Source organism: Duganella guangzhouensis (assembly GCF_009674535.1).
GTDB classification, from domain to species: Bacteria; Pseudomonadota; Gammaproteobacteria; order Burkholderiales; family Burkholderiaceae_D; genus Rugamonas; species Rugamonas guangzhouensis.
On the sequence record NZ_WKJK01000024.1, the window covers coordinates 1 to 15551 of the forward strand.

9 protein-coding genes are annotated in these 15551 nt (G+C 64.2%); 1 reads left to right on the top strand and 8 read right to left on the bottom strand.

Translation table 11 applies throughout. The features are described from left to right. Positions 1–131: 131 nt before the first annotated feature. From GJ699_RS29900 to GJ699_RS29920, 5 genes are all read right to left on the bottom strand, one after another. Complete coding sequence (locus GJ699_RS29900) at positions 132–1277, bottom strand: MFS transporter (RefSeq protein WP_154383071.1); 1146 nt, start codon at positions 1275–1277, stop codon at positions 132–134. Positions 1278–1402: 125 nt separating this feature from the next. Then, the gene (locus tag GJ699_RS29905) at positions 1403–3814 is read right to left on the bottom strand and encodes a TonB-dependent receptor (RefSeq protein WP_154383072.1); all 2412 of its coding nucleotides are present in this window, start codon (positions 3812–3814) and stop codon (positions 1403–1405) included. A 256-nt stretch (positions 3815–4070) separates the two neighbouring features. Next, positions 4071–5126, bottom strand: coding sequence for a LacI family DNA-binding transcriptional regulator (locus tag GJ699_RS29910; RefSeq protein ID WP_154383073.1), 1056 nt, complete (start codon positions 5124–5126; stop codon positions 4071–4073). 165 nt (positions 5127–5291) lie between these two features. Then, positions 5292–7688 (bottom strand): polysaccharide lyase 8 family protein, encoded by a 2397-nt coding sequence (locus tag GJ699_RS29915; RefSeq protein WP_154383074.1) that lies wholly within the window; start codon positions 7686–7688, stop codon positions 5292–5294. Between the two features lie 12 nt (positions 7689–7700). Then, complete coding sequence (locus GJ699_RS29920; RefSeq protein ID WP_154383075.1) at positions 7701–9857, bottom strand: glycoside hydrolase family 88 protein; 2157 nt, start codon at positions 9855–9857, stop codon at positions 7701–7703. Between the two features lie 161 nt (positions 9858–10018). Between GJ699_RS29920 and GJ699_RS29925 the strand changes: the two genes are divergently transcribed. Next, on the top strand, positions 10019–11161 hold the full coding sequence (locus GJ699_RS29925) for a glycoside hydrolase family 88 protein (RefSeq protein WP_154383076.1): 1143 nt from the start codon (positions 10019–10021) through the stop codon (positions 11159–11161). Here the strand turns inward: GJ699_RS29925 and GJ699_RS29930 are convergent, their stop codons facing one another. The 3 genes from GJ699_RS29930 to GJ699_RS29940 form a co-directional block, all read right to left on the bottom strand. Beyond that, positions 11162–14080: a polysaccharide lyase family 8 super-sandwich domain-containing protein gene (locus tag GJ699_RS29930; protein ID WP_195763683.1), complete on the bottom strand. Its 2919-nt coding sequence runs from the start codon at positions 14078–14080 to the stop codon at positions 11162–11164. A 140-nt stretch (positions 14081–14220) separates the two neighbouring features. Continuing rightward, on the bottom strand, positions 14221–14760 hold the full coding sequence (locus tag GJ699_RS29935) for an LOG family protein (protein ID WP_371867711.1): 540 nt from the start codon (positions 14758–14760) through the stop codon (positions 14221–14223). After that, on the bottom strand, positions 14753–15541 hold the full coding sequence (locus GJ699_RS29940; RefSeq protein WP_154383078.1) for a tetratricopeptide repeat protein: 789 nt from the start codon (positions 15539–15541) through the stop codon (positions 14753–14755). Before GJ699_RS29940 ends, GJ699_RS29935 begins: the two co-directional genes overlap by 8 nt. Between the last annotated feature and the right edge of the window lie 10 nt (positions 15542–15551).

The window sequence follows — 15551 nt, forward strand, 5'->3', positions numbered from 1 at the left end:
CAAAACGCTAGAAGAAACCAACGGCCACTTCGCCTAATGTACCCGGGGTCAATCCTCCCAAAGCTACACGGGCTCTACCGTAGCGTTCCGCTACGGTAGAGCCCGTGTAGCTTTGGGAGGATTGACCCCGGTTACAAATAGCGTTTGAGCAGGCTGCGCCAGAGCAGGACGGCGCAGCCTGCGCTTAGCGCGCCGGCCAGATACAGCAGCCGGTAGTCACGCCCGGTCGCATCCAGCAGGGCGCCCAGTCCCACCGTCGATATCACCACCAGCAGCGCTGTCAGTGATGCGGAAATCGCCGCCAGTTGCGAGAAGCGTGCGCGCGGCAACAGCGCCGGTAGCAGTGATACGGTACCAGTCAGGAAGCAGCCGGACAGCACGCCATGCACGATCAGCGCCAGCAGAAAACCGGTGCGGCCTTCCACTAGTCGCCACGCGCCCAGCATGCACAGTGCGTATAACGTCAACACCACCGCGCCTACCCGTAGCGGATGATAGCGGTCGGCCAGCCAGCCCAATGGCCACGCCAGCAGGATCGAGATCGCATAGGTCAACGCGATGGCGCCACCGAAGTCGCCGGCGTCGGCACCGAATTGCGCGCAGGCGTTCAAGGCGTTGATGTTGATCGGCAGGACCGCCACCGCCGCCATCGCAATCGCGGCGAACAGGCGCCCCCACTGCGCGTCGCCAGGCTGCGAAAAACGCCACGGCGCGCGCGCCACCGGCGCATCGTAGGTCGGCTCGCGCACGCGCCAGCACACCAGTAGCATGCAGACCAGGTAGACGCCGGTGATGGCACCCAGCAGCGGCTGAAATACGGTCACCAGATCGTTACGGAAGAACAGTGCGAAGAAGCCAGCGCCCGTCGCCAGGCTGACGATGCGGAACAGGCCAAAGAAGCGCCCCAGTATGTGACGCGGTACGGTGTCGTTAATCAGTGCGATGAACAGCGGGTTGCCGACGATGGTGGCCATCTCGAACACGGTCCAGCTGATGGCCAGCGCAACCAGGCTGCTGCTGAAGGCCATGCCCAGCATGCCGCCGGCAGTCACGAGCGCGGTACCGAACAGGAAGGGAATGCGGCGGCCATAACGCGTGCGGGTGCGGTCGCTCCAGGCGCCGATCAATGGTCCAAGGCTCAGCGCAATCAAGGCCGGCATGGCGCCGATCAGGATGTTGAGCAGGGTCGCATCCTGGCTGAAACTCAGCAGATGCATTTTGAATAACTCCTGCACCGAGCGCTCGCGCAGCGACCATCCCAGATCACCAATCAGCAACAGGGCGCACAGGACCAGCAGTCCTGTGCGCCCTGTCCGGACGCTTGCGCTTTCATCCCGCACCCTCGGTCTCCCCTGTCTTTTACACCTCAACTATATAGGAATACCGAGGGCTGGTGTTGCGATTAGAAGCTGAAGTCAGCACGCATCGCGAAGTAGCGTTGGTAGTCACGCGCCGGCATCCAGTTGGTGGTGTTGACCACTGCCACCGTGTTCGGCGATTTCGCGCTCCAGGTGCTGTTGGCGAAGGCGCTGGACAGGTTGGTGGCGTAGGACTTGTCGAACAGATTGTTGATCTGGAAGGTGAACTTGTACTTGTCCTTCTTGTCCTTGATGCCCAAGCCCAGATTGAAGATGCCGTAAGCGCCCTGGATGGTGTTCGGATCCTGGCTCAGATTGAACTGGGTGGCGCTCTGGAAGCGGTACGCGCCGGTGATGAAGCCATCGTACGAGTACGACGTCGGGATGTCGTACTGGCCGCCCAGATTCAGCTTGATCTTCGGCGCGTTCGGCAGCGTTGCACCTTTCAGATTGGCGACACTGGTGTTGTTGTATTTCGCGCTGACCGCGCAATTACCACCAACCACGGTGCCGGTACCGGCCGCATTCAGCACGCTATAGCACGGACCATTTTCAAAGTCGGTGATGATAGCGCGGGTGAACGCAAAGGCGCCGTTCAGCTGCAGGCGGTTGTTGACGCGCCAGCCCAGATCCGCTTCCACGCCACTGGTGCGCAGGCCGCCGATCGAGTGCAGCGTGGTGCGGAATACGCCATCGCTGTCATAGAAGCCGGCCGACTGCTGGAAGCCGGTGTAGTTGGTGCGGAACGCCGCCAGATCCAGCGTCATGCGGCCATTCAGCAGGCCCATTTTCAAACCAGCTTCAATGCTGTGCGAGGACTCGCCCGGCACCGGCTGGCTCTTGGCGATGGCACCGGTGAAGCTGGAAGTCAGGTCATACGCTACGCCCTTGTGACCCGTCGAGTAGGTGGTGTAAGCCATCATGTCGCGGTTGAAGCGGTGCTCCAGACCGAGGCGGCCGGTGACGTCGTTGTTGCTGTTGTCGCCCTTCAGATACTCGGTCACCGTGCGCGAGGTGGCTGGCGGTGGCGTGTAGCGGGTGAAGGTGTAGCCGGTGTCTTCGCGGTTGAAGCGCAGACCGGCGACGATGCTGGTGGTGTCGATCAGGTCATAGGTGGCCTGGCCGAAGGCGGCGTAGCTGGTGTTGTAAGCGGTGGCCGCGTAGTCGGTCACATAGGTCGATACCGGAGCGCGGGTCAGTTCGCGCGCCAGGTCGTTATCGCCGTACCACAGACCTGCCACGTATTTCAGGCGGCCCTTGTCCGGCGAGGTCAGACGCAGTTCGGCGGTGCGCGAGGTCACGTCGAACAAGCCATACTGATACAGGCCGCCGTGCAGACCGGTCACCGCGCCGTTCACCGGCAGGTAAGCCAGGATGTCGCTGTCGGTGGCGTCGCCGTCCTGGTAGTCGTTCATGTGGTAGTTGGACCACGAAGTGATGGCGGACAGGTTGTAGCCGGCCAGTGGACCGTTTTCATCGAAGGCGTAATTGACCTTCAGGCCCAGGCCCTTGTCGCGCGCCTTGCCGCCGGCCGGATAATCGTTACGCACGCTGACGTTTTCCGCATTCGGCGTGATCCCGGACAGCAGCGTCGATGCAGGCAGCTGCGCCACATTCTGGTACAAGCCACCTTTCGACATATTGGAGAACGGCGTCACGCAGCAGTTGACGTTGGATTTGCTGGCGCGCGGGCTGACGGTCACACTCCACTGGTCGTCGGGACGCCATTCCAGTTTGCCGACGAAGTTGGTGCTGGTGGAGCCGTTCAGGTTATCGCCGGTGGTCAGGTTCTTGACCACGCCGCCGAACGAGGATTTGTTGACCGCCACGCGCATGCGCACGGTGTCGCTCAATGCACCGGAGACCGAACCCATGGCGCGCCATTCGCCGTCGCTGCTCATGTAAGTGGATGCCTTCTCTTTCCACTCGCTGTCGATCGGCTTGGTGGTGATGTTGATCGCACCGGCAATCGAGGATTTGCCCAGCAGCGTGCTTTGCGGGCCTTTCAGCACTTCGACGCGGAACACGTCGGCCAGATCCTTGAAGGCATTGGCCTGCATGGCGAACGGAATATCGTCGATGATGACCGCGACGTCCGCTTCCACGCCGATGCCCAGCGAGTAGGTGCCCACGCCGCGCATATTGATGCTGAAGTTACCCGGCTGCGTCGAATAGCTGACCGTCAGCGCAGGCGACAGCGCCGGCAGGTCGTTGATGTCGCGGACGTTATTCCGCTGCAGTGTGGCGTCGCTCAGCACCGTGATGGCGGCTGGTACGTCCTGCAGGTTTTGGGCGCGCTTGTTGGCGGTCACCACCACCTGCTCGATCTTGCCGTCATCGGCCTTTGCGTCCTGCGCCATCGCGCCGTGGGACAGGCTGGCCAGCGCCAGGGCGACGGATGCGGCCAGGGGGCGAACGGCCAGGCTGGCTTGCTGCTGCTTGATGCTCTTGCTCACTGCTAATCCTCCTCGATGGAATGTACACCTTGTATGCCTGTGTTACCAATCGGGCCTGCGGTGAATGTGAACGTTATCACATCCGCTTAAAAAAATTTTCCCGCAAACCGCGCCTGCCGCCAGAACCGCTGATTTAGCGGGCCTGGCGTCTCTTTCGTGCAGATGAGTTAACGTTATCAGTCGGACTTTTTCTTTACAAGCCTTTTTACAGGGTTTTCAACAAGCGGGGCGAAAATGCAACAGTTTGCGACTAAGCTTATGCCTTGCGCGCGCGACGTTTGGTTGTTGTGGCGGCGCCGCCAGCCGGCGCGGTCGATTCGCGCACCACCATCTCGGCCGGGAACTCGACACGCTGACGCTTGCCCGGTTGACCAAGGATGCGCCGCATCAGTTCCTGCACCGCCGCCTGCGCCATCAGATTCAGCGGGTGTCGCAGCGTGGTGAGTTGCGGACGCACGATGCTGGACGCCGGCACATCGTCAAAGCCGATCAATGACAGATCCTCCGGCACCGATAAACCCAGCGCACGCGCCGCGTTCATACAGCCCAGCGCCATTTCATCGTTGGCGGAAAACACGGCGGTGGGACGCGGCGACAAGGCCAGCAAACGCTCGCCCGCTTCCTGGCCGGACTGCTCGCCGTAAGTGCCCTGCTCCACCCATTGCTCATCGACGGCGAGGCCGGCATCGGCCATGGCCTGGCGATAGCCACGCTCACGCTCGGCGCTCTGGCCGGTCCAGTGGGTACCCTTGATGAAGGCGATGCGTTGATGGCCTTGTGCGATCAGGCCCGCCACCGCATCGCGCGCGGCGTTGAAGTTATCGCCCTGGATCACCGGCAGCGTGGTCTCGCGGCGGCAGAAGTTCACCAGCAAGATCGGGCTGTCGCTCTTTTCCAGCGCGGTCAGATATTCGTCGGTCATGCGCGGCAGGACGTAGATCAGACCATCCCACAGGCCATGCAGCAGCTGGTTGTGACGACGCTGCGTGGCTTCGTCCAGCTGGCCGATCGAGTTGTAGATGAACAGGTCCATCTCGAATTTGCGCACCTCTTCGGTCAGCGCCGAGACGAAGGCATTCACCACCACCGAACTGAGATCGTTGACCACCACGCCGATAACGTTGGTGCGGCCGCCCTTCATCACGCGCGCCAGCGCGTTTGGCGCGTAACCCAGCTCGCGGGCGGCGGCGTGTACTTTTTCACGCGTCTCTTCCGATACATAGCCCTCGCCCGACATGGCGCGCGAGGCCGTCATCACCGATACGCCTGCCTTGGCCGCGACCTGCACCAGCGTTACCGACTGCTTCTTCATGCTGTTATCCCAAATGTACTCATAGGTGATAACGATACCGCCACTCGGGCATTCAGACAAGGGAAACCCGCCAGATGCCCCGCGCACCGCTACCTGCGGCGGCAGGCGATGCGGTGGCGCGGGGCGGCGAGACGGCGCGGACGGGAGGGAGTGCCCGCGCCGTTGTTACCGCTGCGGCGGCAGCGAGAACTCGGCTGTGTAGCCGCTGCCTGCGGCGCGCGCGGTGTCGATGCGCAGTCGCAGTTGCGGCGCGGTGGCCAGCACGGTAACGCCGGGCGCCGCGCTGACCACGCCGGCCACCGGCCGCGCCACAGTCAGCTCCAGCACCGGCTGGCCTTGGGTTGGATCGGCGACTGATACCCGCAGCGTGCTGCCCTGCTCCGCCAGCACCACGGCCGCCGGGCCGGATGCCGTCACATAGGGTTTGCCGCCACGCGGCGCGCTGCCGGCCTGCCACAGATTGGCGGCGTAGACTTGCGCGCGGGTGTCCTGCACGGCGGCGACGTTGGCATCATTGGCTTCGATGCGCAGGCTGGTGTCGCGCGCCGCCTGTTCGGTGGCCGCCTCGCTGGCGGCGGGCAGCAGCACATAGGCATAGCTGTTGACGGCTTTGTGAGGAATCGACAGCGTCTGGAATGTGGCATGCACTTCCTGTGCGCTTTCCTGATCGTTCAGCGCGCGCCAATTGCCGCTGCGTTCAGCGCGTTCGGCCACGATGTCGGCGCCGCGCGGGAACACATAGCCGATGCCGCTGCCGGCCTGCTCGTCGCGCAGATAGGCCCAGCGCGCGCCGGCCTTGCCGCCATTGCTCAGCGCAGCACCATCGACTACAAAGCGCGCCTGCGTATCGGTCAGCTTGCGGTTCTCGACGATGGTTTCCGCCTCCGCGCCGCCAATGTCCGCGCCCAGCGCGACAATGCGGTCGCCCAGCTGGAACCATGATTTTTTGCCGTGCAGCGCAGTGCCGGTCACCTCGCGCATGCTGAAGGCCATGCCCAGCGCGGCGTTGCGGCCTTGCGTGACACCGCCTACCCACGACTCGGTGTTCGGGTACTTTTTCCATTCCACGCCGCGCGCGCCGCCGCTGTGGTCCGTGGTGGTGCCGGGCAGGCGGCGGATGTCCACCGTGGGCCAGAAGTTCCCCGCAAACTGCGTCTGATCGGCGGTGTACAGCGACAGCATACCCATGCCGGTCCACCAGCCTTGCAGGTTTTCGCCATTACCGGCTTCAAATGAAGACATGCGCGGCGAGGTAATGCTGAGCACCGCCGCATAGCCTCCGCCACGCAGAATGGCGCGATCCATCGACGCATATAGGCGCGCGCCGGCCGGTTCGGGCGCGGCCGGAATCGCCGCATCGGCGGCAATCTTCTTCAACAGCCCAAGCTCGTACAGCGACAGGCCGGAAGTGCCGGCGCCGCCAGGCGTGGCCAGATAGCCCGCGCCGAAGGTGCGGTCGCGCGTCATCCAGCCCTTGATGTCGGCGCGCAGCGCGGCCGCATCGGCGGCTGGCGCCACTTCGGCCAGCATCGCCAGGTTGGCGATCATGCTGCGGCCGGTGGAATGCTCGGTATGCGCGGGCCAGGAGATTTTGCGGCCACGCAGCGCGTCCGGCATGCCGCCATCGACAAACCATGGCGCGTAGCTGTCGCGCGCCCACAGGAATACATGCGGCAGACGCTTGTCGGTAACAGGCCACACGGAATGCGACAACAGCAGCACTAGCCGCGCGTAATCGGTCAGCGCCACCGCGCCGTAGCTGCCGGTGTAGGGCACGTATTCGTGCTGCACAAAGGAGCCGTCACGATAAAAGCCGTCGCTGTGGTCGACGTATTCCAGCGTCGGGCCGATGGCGTCGCGGCCCAGCGCCACGCGCGCGTCATCGCGCACCAGCATGCCGGCCAGGATGGCGACCAGCGCCTTGTCCAGCAGGTTGGCGCCGGTTTCCACCGCCTTGGCGTTGATGCTGCCATCGGCGCGGGTGCGATAGTTCGGGTCCGGCACATACCAGTTGACCGCCGCCACGCCACGCGCGCGCAGCTCGGCCGGGGTTTGGTCGTACATCAGGCATAACGCATCCAGCAGGCGCTGTGGGGTGCCGATCTGCCAGTCCCACCAGTTGCCGATCTGCGCCTTGCCGGCGCGGTAGTGGTGACGCAGCAGCCAGTCCAGTCCCGCCACCGTGGCCTGGCCCAGTGCCGCGTCGTGATACAGCGGCGAGCCTGGCGTGGCATAGGCCAGCGCCATTCTTTGCAGGCGCAGTGCATTCGCGGTGACGGCGGCCGATGCCAGCAGTCCCTTGGGATTGTCGAAGTCCGCCATGTCGTCCCACAGGCGATCACCATCCGGCGCAGTGTGCATGCGCGGCAGCCATTCGCGCGCGGCGCGCGCGCGGGCCTGCAATTGCGCCTGCACCGCAGCGTCGCCGCGATCCAATGCGGCATCGCCCACCAGCTGCATCTGCCAGCGCGCGCGCAACGTGTCGAATGCGTCTTCGGCGTGGGCCTGACCGAGCACCAGCGCCACGGCCAGCGCCCCACAAGTCCTGCTTAACATGCGCATTGCGGTCTCCTGTCAGCGCACTGAGATTTGCACCTTGACCGGCGTTGCGACGCGCGCGGCGGTGCTGTTCACGTAAGCTTCCCAGGCTTGCGGCGTTGGGAAGTCGCCGCCCTTGCTCCACGCGGCACCGAGATAATAAACGAAGGGCTGCTCCGGCGTCGCGTTGGCCGTCGCCAGGTAATTGCCGCCATAGCTGGCATAGCCGCTGGCGCCGGGCAGGATGATGGCGCAGCCGTTGCTGCCATAACTGCCGTTCGGTCCTTGCGGCGGTTCCCAGTAGCTCATCCAGCCGTCCTTGCTGTCAACGTAGCGGCCCGGCCCTTCGCGCTGCGCGATGCCGACGCCCACGTTCAGCGGCGCATTCGACGGGCTGCTGAAGCGGCTCTCGACCCGGCTGAAGTTACTACCCGCGTCCAGCGTCACGCGGCGCGTCTCGGCCACCTTGCGGCCGGCCGCGTCCCAGGCGTCGAAGCGCAGTTCGAACTCGGTGCGGATCGGACCATCGGCCAGTATCTTCCAGCTGCTGTAGTTTTTCGACAAGTACAGTGTCTTGCCGTCGTAGATGCCGAGGCCACCGCAGCCGCGCGTCTGACCGACGTGATAGAAGTCGTGCCCCTCGCCCTTGTCGATGTGGTACTCGCCGCCCTTGTACCAGGCATCCTGCACCAGCTTGTGCGCCGACTTGGACCAGACGTCGATGCCGCTCGATACCAGCATCTCGCGCGGATCAGTCATGATGGCCGGACCGTAGGTACGGTGCGCGATGCGGTCATTCTCCCACCCGAAATCATCCATCCGCTCCGGCACGAAGCGCGCATGGGCGCGCGACACCACAGGCGGCGTCACCGGCAGCAGCTTGCGCGGGAACAGCAGGAAGCGGCGCGTTTCACCTGGCGCCAAATCAGTCTGGAACAGCACACCCTTGTCCACTGCCTGCGACGGCAGCACGCGCGAAGTCAGCGCATCCATCACCGCCACTTCGCTGGCCGGCGCTTCCACCGACTCTTCCAGACGATAGGCCGGCGTGCTGTTGGATACCGTGACCACACGCGGCGCGCCAGCCTCCTCCAGTCCCATGCGATACATCTCGCTGCCCGCCATCAAGAAAGCGCCCACCGCAAACACGTCGGTCGATTCAGGATCGAAGTGTTTCGGATCGGCGCCGATCGGCTGCACGTGGGTTAGCTTGCCGTCGGCCGTGATGCTGTCCGCCAGCGCATGCCAGCCGCGCTTGACCGCCGGCGCATAACGCTCGCGCGGCAGCAAGCCCTGATTGACGCCCCACGCCAGCGCATAGGTGTACAGGCCGGTGCCGCTGGTGTCCTTGGATGGATAGCTGGCCGGATCGAGCAGGCTGGCGCGCCACAGGCCATCGGCCTGCTGCAATGCCAGCAGCCGTTCCGCCATCTCACGGTACTGCTGCACGAAGCGCGGATACGACGGATGATTGGCCGGCACATACTGCAGCATGCGCGCCAGGCCCGCCAGTACCCAGCCGTTGCCGCGTCCCCAGAACACCTTCTTGCCATTGGCTTCGCGCTGCTGGAAGTAGCGGCTGTCGCGGTAGTACAGGTGCTCCTGCTTGTCATACAAATAGTCGGAGGTGCGCCACCAGCGCGTGATGGCGAATTCCAGATAGCGTGGGTCGCCGGTGACGGCGCTCAGGCGCGCCCACGCCGGTGGTCCCATGAACAGCGAATCGCACCACGACCAGCGCATTAGCACACCGGGCTTGAGGAAGTCCAGCGTGCCGTCGCGCGGCTCGTCGATGATGTTGTCGAACTGCGCGCGCATCGGCGCGATCATGGCCGGGTCGCGCAGCTGCTGATACAGCTCGGCGTAGGTCTGCCCCACCGCCTGGTCATCGGCGTGGTACAGGCTGGGGCCGAGGCGCCAGCGATTCTTCTGGCCCATGGCCAGCATGGCGTCGCGGTAGGCGGCCTTGCCAGACACGCCGGACAGCGCCATGAAGCCGGCATCGCCCACGGCTTCGGTCCAGTCGTCGGCCGGATAATCGGTGGGATGCGCCAGCTGCCAGTCGGCGGCCTTTTCCATCACCTTCAGCACCGAGGCCGGCGCCGGCGTGGTCGCTAGCGGCGCGGCGGCGGCAGCCGTCAGCATGAACAAACCGGCGCACAGGCCGGCCAGGGTCAATCCGGAATTCTTCAAACCATCCTCCCATCAAGAGTCGATAGGTTAACGATACCACACAATTTTTCAGATTGTGAAGCGATTTTTGCCGTTTTCGTCGACGCTGTTGGCGCTTAGTCCTTGAATTCCCCAAAACAACATGGTAACGTTAACTATCCTTAACAGATTTTGATGCAACCATGACCGCTCGCGCCCTGAACCTGGCCCTGCGCCAGCTGGACAGCACGCTGGCCGCACTCGGCCCCGTCACCTTCCCCGGCGATACCAGCGCCGGACAGCATTACCAGCCACGCCAACTGCACGGCGCCCCACCCGGCGCCAACGTTGGCTGGACCACCGGCTTCTGGACCGGCCAGTTGTGGCTGGCGCACGCGCTGAGCGGCCAGCCATCACTGCGCGCGGCGGCCGAACACCAGACCGACAGCTTCATCGCCCGCCAGGAGCAAGGCGAGGATCTGGAGCACCACGATCTGGGCTTTCTCTATATGTTGAGTTGCGGCGCCGCGCATCATCTGACCGGCCATCCTGGCGCGCAGGCCGCCACGCTGGGCGCGGCGCGGCGTTTGCTGGGGCGCTTCCTGCCTGGCGCGGGAGTGATCCAGTCATGGGGCACGCTGGACGATGTGGCGCAACGCGGCCGCGTCATCATCGACGGCATCATGAACCTGCCCTTGCTGCATTGGGCGGCGCGGCAGACTGGCGATGCGGCCTTTACGCAAGTGGCGCGCAGCCATCTGCAGCGCACGCGCGAGCATCTGGTGCGGCCGGGCGGCAGCACTTATCACACCTATCACTTTGATGCGGATACCGGGGCGCCGCTGCGCGCTTCCACTCACCAAGGTCTGGCCGACGATTCGTGCTGGGCGCGTGGGCAGGCTTGGGGCGTGTATGGTTTCGCCATCAATCACCGTCATGTGCCGGATATGGGCTTGCTGGACGAGGCCATGCGCCTGGCCGATTACTTCCTGGCGCAGTTGCCGCCGGACCGCATCGCGCTGTGGGATCTGAGTCTGGCGCATGACAGCGGCGAGCCGCGTGACAGTTCGGCGTGTTCGATTGCGGCTTGCGGTTTGCTGGAGATTGCGGCGCAGTTGCCGGAGGGTGCGCAGCGCCAGCGCTATCATGGTGCGGCGCTGGATCTGCTGGAGGCGCTGGTGCAGCACTGTGCTGGCGAGCAGCCGGCCAGCGGCGGCTTGCTGCTCCATGGCGTGTACCATCGCGCCGCCAATCTGGGCGTCGACGAAGCCACGCTGTGGGGCGACTACTATTATCTGGAAGCGCTGGCGCGCGTGGAAGGCCACTGGACGCCAGCGCAGCTTTAATCAGTTCGCGGTCAACACTAGCACTGGCCGCGAACCCACCGTGGTGTACTCGCGCGAGGCGTAATCCACCGAACCCGCGCTGCCGTAGTTGGCGGCCGATTCAATCTCCAGCGCCAGCACCTTGGTGCCGCTCATGACGCCCGCAGCGGCGCTGGTCAAATCCACCTCCACCACCGTGCCGGCCGCCGGCACCGTCCAGCTGCTCAACAGCGTGCCGTTGGCCGGCAAGGTACTCCACGTCACCGCCGTTTCAGTCCAGCTGCTGCTGGCCGACTGATACAGATTGTGGATGATGCCACTGGCCGTACCCACCGAGGTCGGCGTCAGGCGCAATTTGGCACTGCTGATGGTGCCACTCACCGACGACAGATCAAACTTCAACACGCTCTTGCGCCGATAGCTGGTGGCGTCTTCCTTCACCGTCAGCAGCGTGCTGGTGCCGTAGTTGGTGCTGGCGTAGGTGCCGTCGCGGGTGAAGGCATCCGCGCTCGGATACAGCGTCTGCGTACTATTCAGCGTAAACCGCGCCTTGTACGACGCGCCAAGCGATCCGTTGACACCCACCGTCATCTTGATGGTCGGGCTAAGCTGCGTCACCGTGATGGCCGCATCGTTGCTGACCACCGCATCGGCCGCGCGGTTCAGTTCCAGATTGATGCTGCCAGTGTTGACCTGGGTGGGATCGGCCACCGCCAGCTGCAAATCGGTGCCCTGCAATTGCGCGGTGACGACGGCGCGCTTGTCGCTGGTCAGATAAGGCTGGCCGCCAGCGTTGACGGTCTTGGACGCGTCGGCCCAGAACACCACGCCGGTCAAGCCCTGCGCAGTATCGCGCACCGCCATCGCCGTGGTCGAGCGCTCCAGCACCGTAATCGGATTGGCCGCCGCGAAATCGGCCGTCTCCTGCGCCGTGCGGTTCGGCAGCACGATGTAGGTGTAGGCGCCGGCCGTTGGATTGACGCCGTGGTCCAGCGCCAGGCTCAGATAATTGGCACTCACCGTGTCCGTGCTGCCGCCGGTGTAGGCCGTGCTCCAGCTGCCGCTACGGGCCTCGCGCAGCGCCGCCACCGCCGGCTGGTCCGGGAACACATAAGCGATATCGGCGCCGCCGGCACTCCCCACCAGATGCGCCCAACTGGTGGCGCTCATCGCCTCGCTCCAGCCCAGCGTAGTGGACTTGGCGCTGCCGTTCACCGTCAGCGCATTGTCGCCGGCCGCGTTCAGCGCGCGGTTGTCGACGATGGTTTCCACATCGGCGCCGCTGGCACTGCTGATGCCCGCACCCATGGCCACCACCCGGTCGCCAAACAGGAACCAGGCTTTTTTGCCCAGCAGGCTGCTGCCGGTGACATTCACCGTCGCGTAATCCATGCCAACCGTCGCATACAGCGCGTTCAGCTCCGCGCCACCGACGGTGTTCTTGGTATTGCCGTAAAACTTCCACGCCACCGGCTCGCCGCTGCCGCTATGGTCGGTGGTGGTGCCGGCCAGCCGCAGCATGTCGACCGTGGCCCAGTAATTGCCGCCGTATTGGGTCTGGTCGCCGTTGTACAGATAGGTCATGCCCATACCGGTCCACCAGCCCTTGTAGTTCTCGCCGTTGCCGTACTCGAAGGCCGACATGCGCTTGGACGAGAACAGCGACACCGCATATGCATAGCCGGGCCGGCGCTGCAGCGCGCGGTCGGTGGCCGGCAGGTAGCGCGTCTGTTCCTGCTCCGCCGTTGCAGTGATGCCGCTGTCGTTGACGATGGCCTTCAACAGCGCGATGTCATACACGCTCACGCCCTGCGTGGTGCCGCTGGCGGATGCGGCCACCGGCGTGTAGTAACTGCCGCCAAAGCTGGCGTCGCGTAGCACATAGCCTTTCAATACCGCCTTCAGTTCGGCGGCCTGCGTGGCCGGCAGCACTTGCGCCAGCTCCGCCATCGCCGCCACCGCGCCACGGCCGGCGATATGGTCGGTGGTGTACTGGCGCGCGATGGCGCGACCGCGATTATTGTCCATCATGGCGCCGTCGTACAGGAAGGGACGGAAGGCTTGCATGGCCCAGTTGTACGGCGCCAGATAATTCGCGTCGGTCACCGCCCAGCTGGAATCGTTGAGGATGTAGTACAGCCTGGCGATATCGGAAATCAGCACCGTGCCGTAGGCGCCGACGTAGGGTTCGTGGGTATGCTGGACGAAGGAGCCGTCGGTATAAAAGCCATCGCCCGAAGTCACATAGGCCAGCGTCTGCGTGATGGCGTCGCGGCCGGCGGCGATACGCGTCGAGGACTTGCCCAGGATGCCGCTGACCACCGCCACGAATGCCTTGTCCAGCCGATTGGCGCCGGTTTCCACCGTGGTGGACAGCGTGCCATCGAGGTTGGCGCGCAGCGTGGGATCAGGCATGTAGTGGCTGATCGCGGCCAGGTAATTGGTCAGCTGCGCCGCCGTCAGCGCGGCGGACAGGTTGACCATGGCCGCATTCAGCGCCGCCGGCGCACCAATCTGCCAATCCCACCAATTGTCGTAACCGGTGCCGCTGGCGGTATAGGCGTTGGCATTCATCCAGTCCAGCCCCGCGATCACGGCGGCCAGCACGTCGGCGTTCTGATAGTACGGTGAGCTGCTGGTGACATAGGCGGTGGCCAACGCGTTCAGGCGCGTGAAGCTGCTGGTCACATTGGCCGACACGCTGCCGATCGGCAGATCGGCCCACAAAGCGGTGCGGCTGGCGCTCAGGTCCATCGCGGTCCAGTACTGCTGGGCGTTGGCGTTGGCCGCATCGCCCTGCGCCGCCACGTCGGCGTCATCGGCCGCCAGTGCCGGCGCGCTGGCGGCGCGGTTCTTCCATTTGGCCAGCAAATCATCAAACTCATCGGCCCGCGCCTGACAACTGATCAGCGCCACAGCCAACAATAAGGCTCGCTTCATTGTGTTCTCCCGGTGTAGTAACGTTAACATACCAACTGCAAAAAAACTGCCCATAGGCAAGAAGCTGCCTTGGGCAGTCCGATTTTTATCTAATTATCGGATAACGTTATCACCAGGATGAACTTAGTACAAGCTTGCGATCAGGAAGCGAAGCGGCTCAGCAACGCTTCCGGCTCGCTTTCGACCATCATCAGCGCCGCGTGCTGCGGACGGATGAAGCCTTGGGTGCTGGCGTGATCGATGAAGCCGGCCAGGCCATCATAAAAACCGTCGACGTTCAGCAGGCCAATCGGCTTGGCGTGGATGCCCAGCTGCGACCAGGTCAGCATTTCAAACAATTCTTCCAGCGTGCCCATGCCGCCCGGCATGGCGATGAAGCCATCGGCCAGCTGCGCCATCATGGCTTTGCGCTCGTGCATGTCCTTGACGATGAACTGGCGCGTCAGGCCGGTGTGGCCCACTTCGCGCTCCACCAGCGCGGTCGGGATCACGCCGGTGACCTCGCCGCCCAGCCGCAGCACTTCATCGGCAATGATACCCATCAGGCCGACATTGCCGCCGCCGTACACCAGCGACAGATTGCGCTGCACCAGTTGCGCCGCCAGCGCGCGCGCCGCCTCCGCATACTTGGGCGACACACCGGCGTTGGCGCCGCAATACACACAAATACTTTTAACCACTTAACTTTTCCTCTTCCAATTCCTGTTGCGCCGCGTGCTGGTCCAGCCGCTCGGTTGCGTCGCGCACGTTGCAGCAGGCGGCCTGTTGATACAAATCCACGGCATGCGCCGCTTTCTTTTTCCCTTCCAGCATCAGCAACGCGCGCGCGTACTGGATGCGGGCGATCGCCGAATCCGGATTCAGCTGCATGCCCAGTTCAAACTGGCGATACGCCTCGTCCTTCTTGACGCCATAGGTCAGGCCGGCCAGCACGGCGCCCACATTGTCCAGGATCTCGGCGTGATAGACGCCCAGCGCGATATGCGCATCGGCGCGTTGCGGTGCCAGCTTGATCGCCATGTCCAGGCTGCGCTTGACGCGCGGCCCCAGTCCCTGCGCCAGCGCCTTCACCACCGAAATGCCCTGCGAATACTGGCCCAGCGCATACGCGTGCCAGTAATAGCCGGCCGGGTTGGATGGCTGCTCCAGCTGCTGCCGCTCGCAGCGCTCGGCCACGCATTCAAAGGTGGCCAGCCGCTTCTTGTGGTTCGGCTCCAGATAATTGGTGTACATGCAGATCGCCTTGTGCGCCACCGCGTAGCCGTTGACACCGACGTCCAGCCCGAGCCGCGCGGCGCGTTCGAATTCGCCGGCATGGAAGGCGATCCACGCTTGCACCAGCGCCGGATGGGTGGGAAAGGCTTCGCGGTCGCCGCCGTGCAGTAGCGGCCAGGCCGCCTGCAGCGTTTCCGGCGTGTAGCGGTAAGCCGGGTCGGGGTACGGGAAAGCGGTCCACACCATCTGGGATCTC

Coding starts and splice junctions, on each gene's coding strand:
- GJ699_RS29925 (WP_154383076.1), top strand. CDS start 10,019: ATGACCGCTCGCGCCCTGAACCTGGCCCTGCGCCAGCTGGACAGCACG.
- GJ699_RS29910 (WP_154383073.1), bottom strand. CDS start 5,126: ATGAAGAAGCAGTCGGTAACGCTGGTGCAGGTCGCGGCCAAGGCAGGC.
- GJ699_RS29915 (WP_154383074.1), bottom strand. CDS start 7,688: ATGCGCATGTTAAGCAGGACTTGTGGGGCGCTGGCCGTGGCGCTGGTG.
- GJ699_RS29940 (WP_154383078.1), bottom strand. CDS start 15,541: ATGGTGTGGACCGCTTTCCCGTACCCCGACCCGGCTTACCGCTACACG.
- GJ699_RS29930 (WP_195763683.1), bottom strand. CDS start 14,080: ATGAAGCGAGCCTTATTGTTGGCTGTGGCGCTGATCAGTTGTCAGGCG.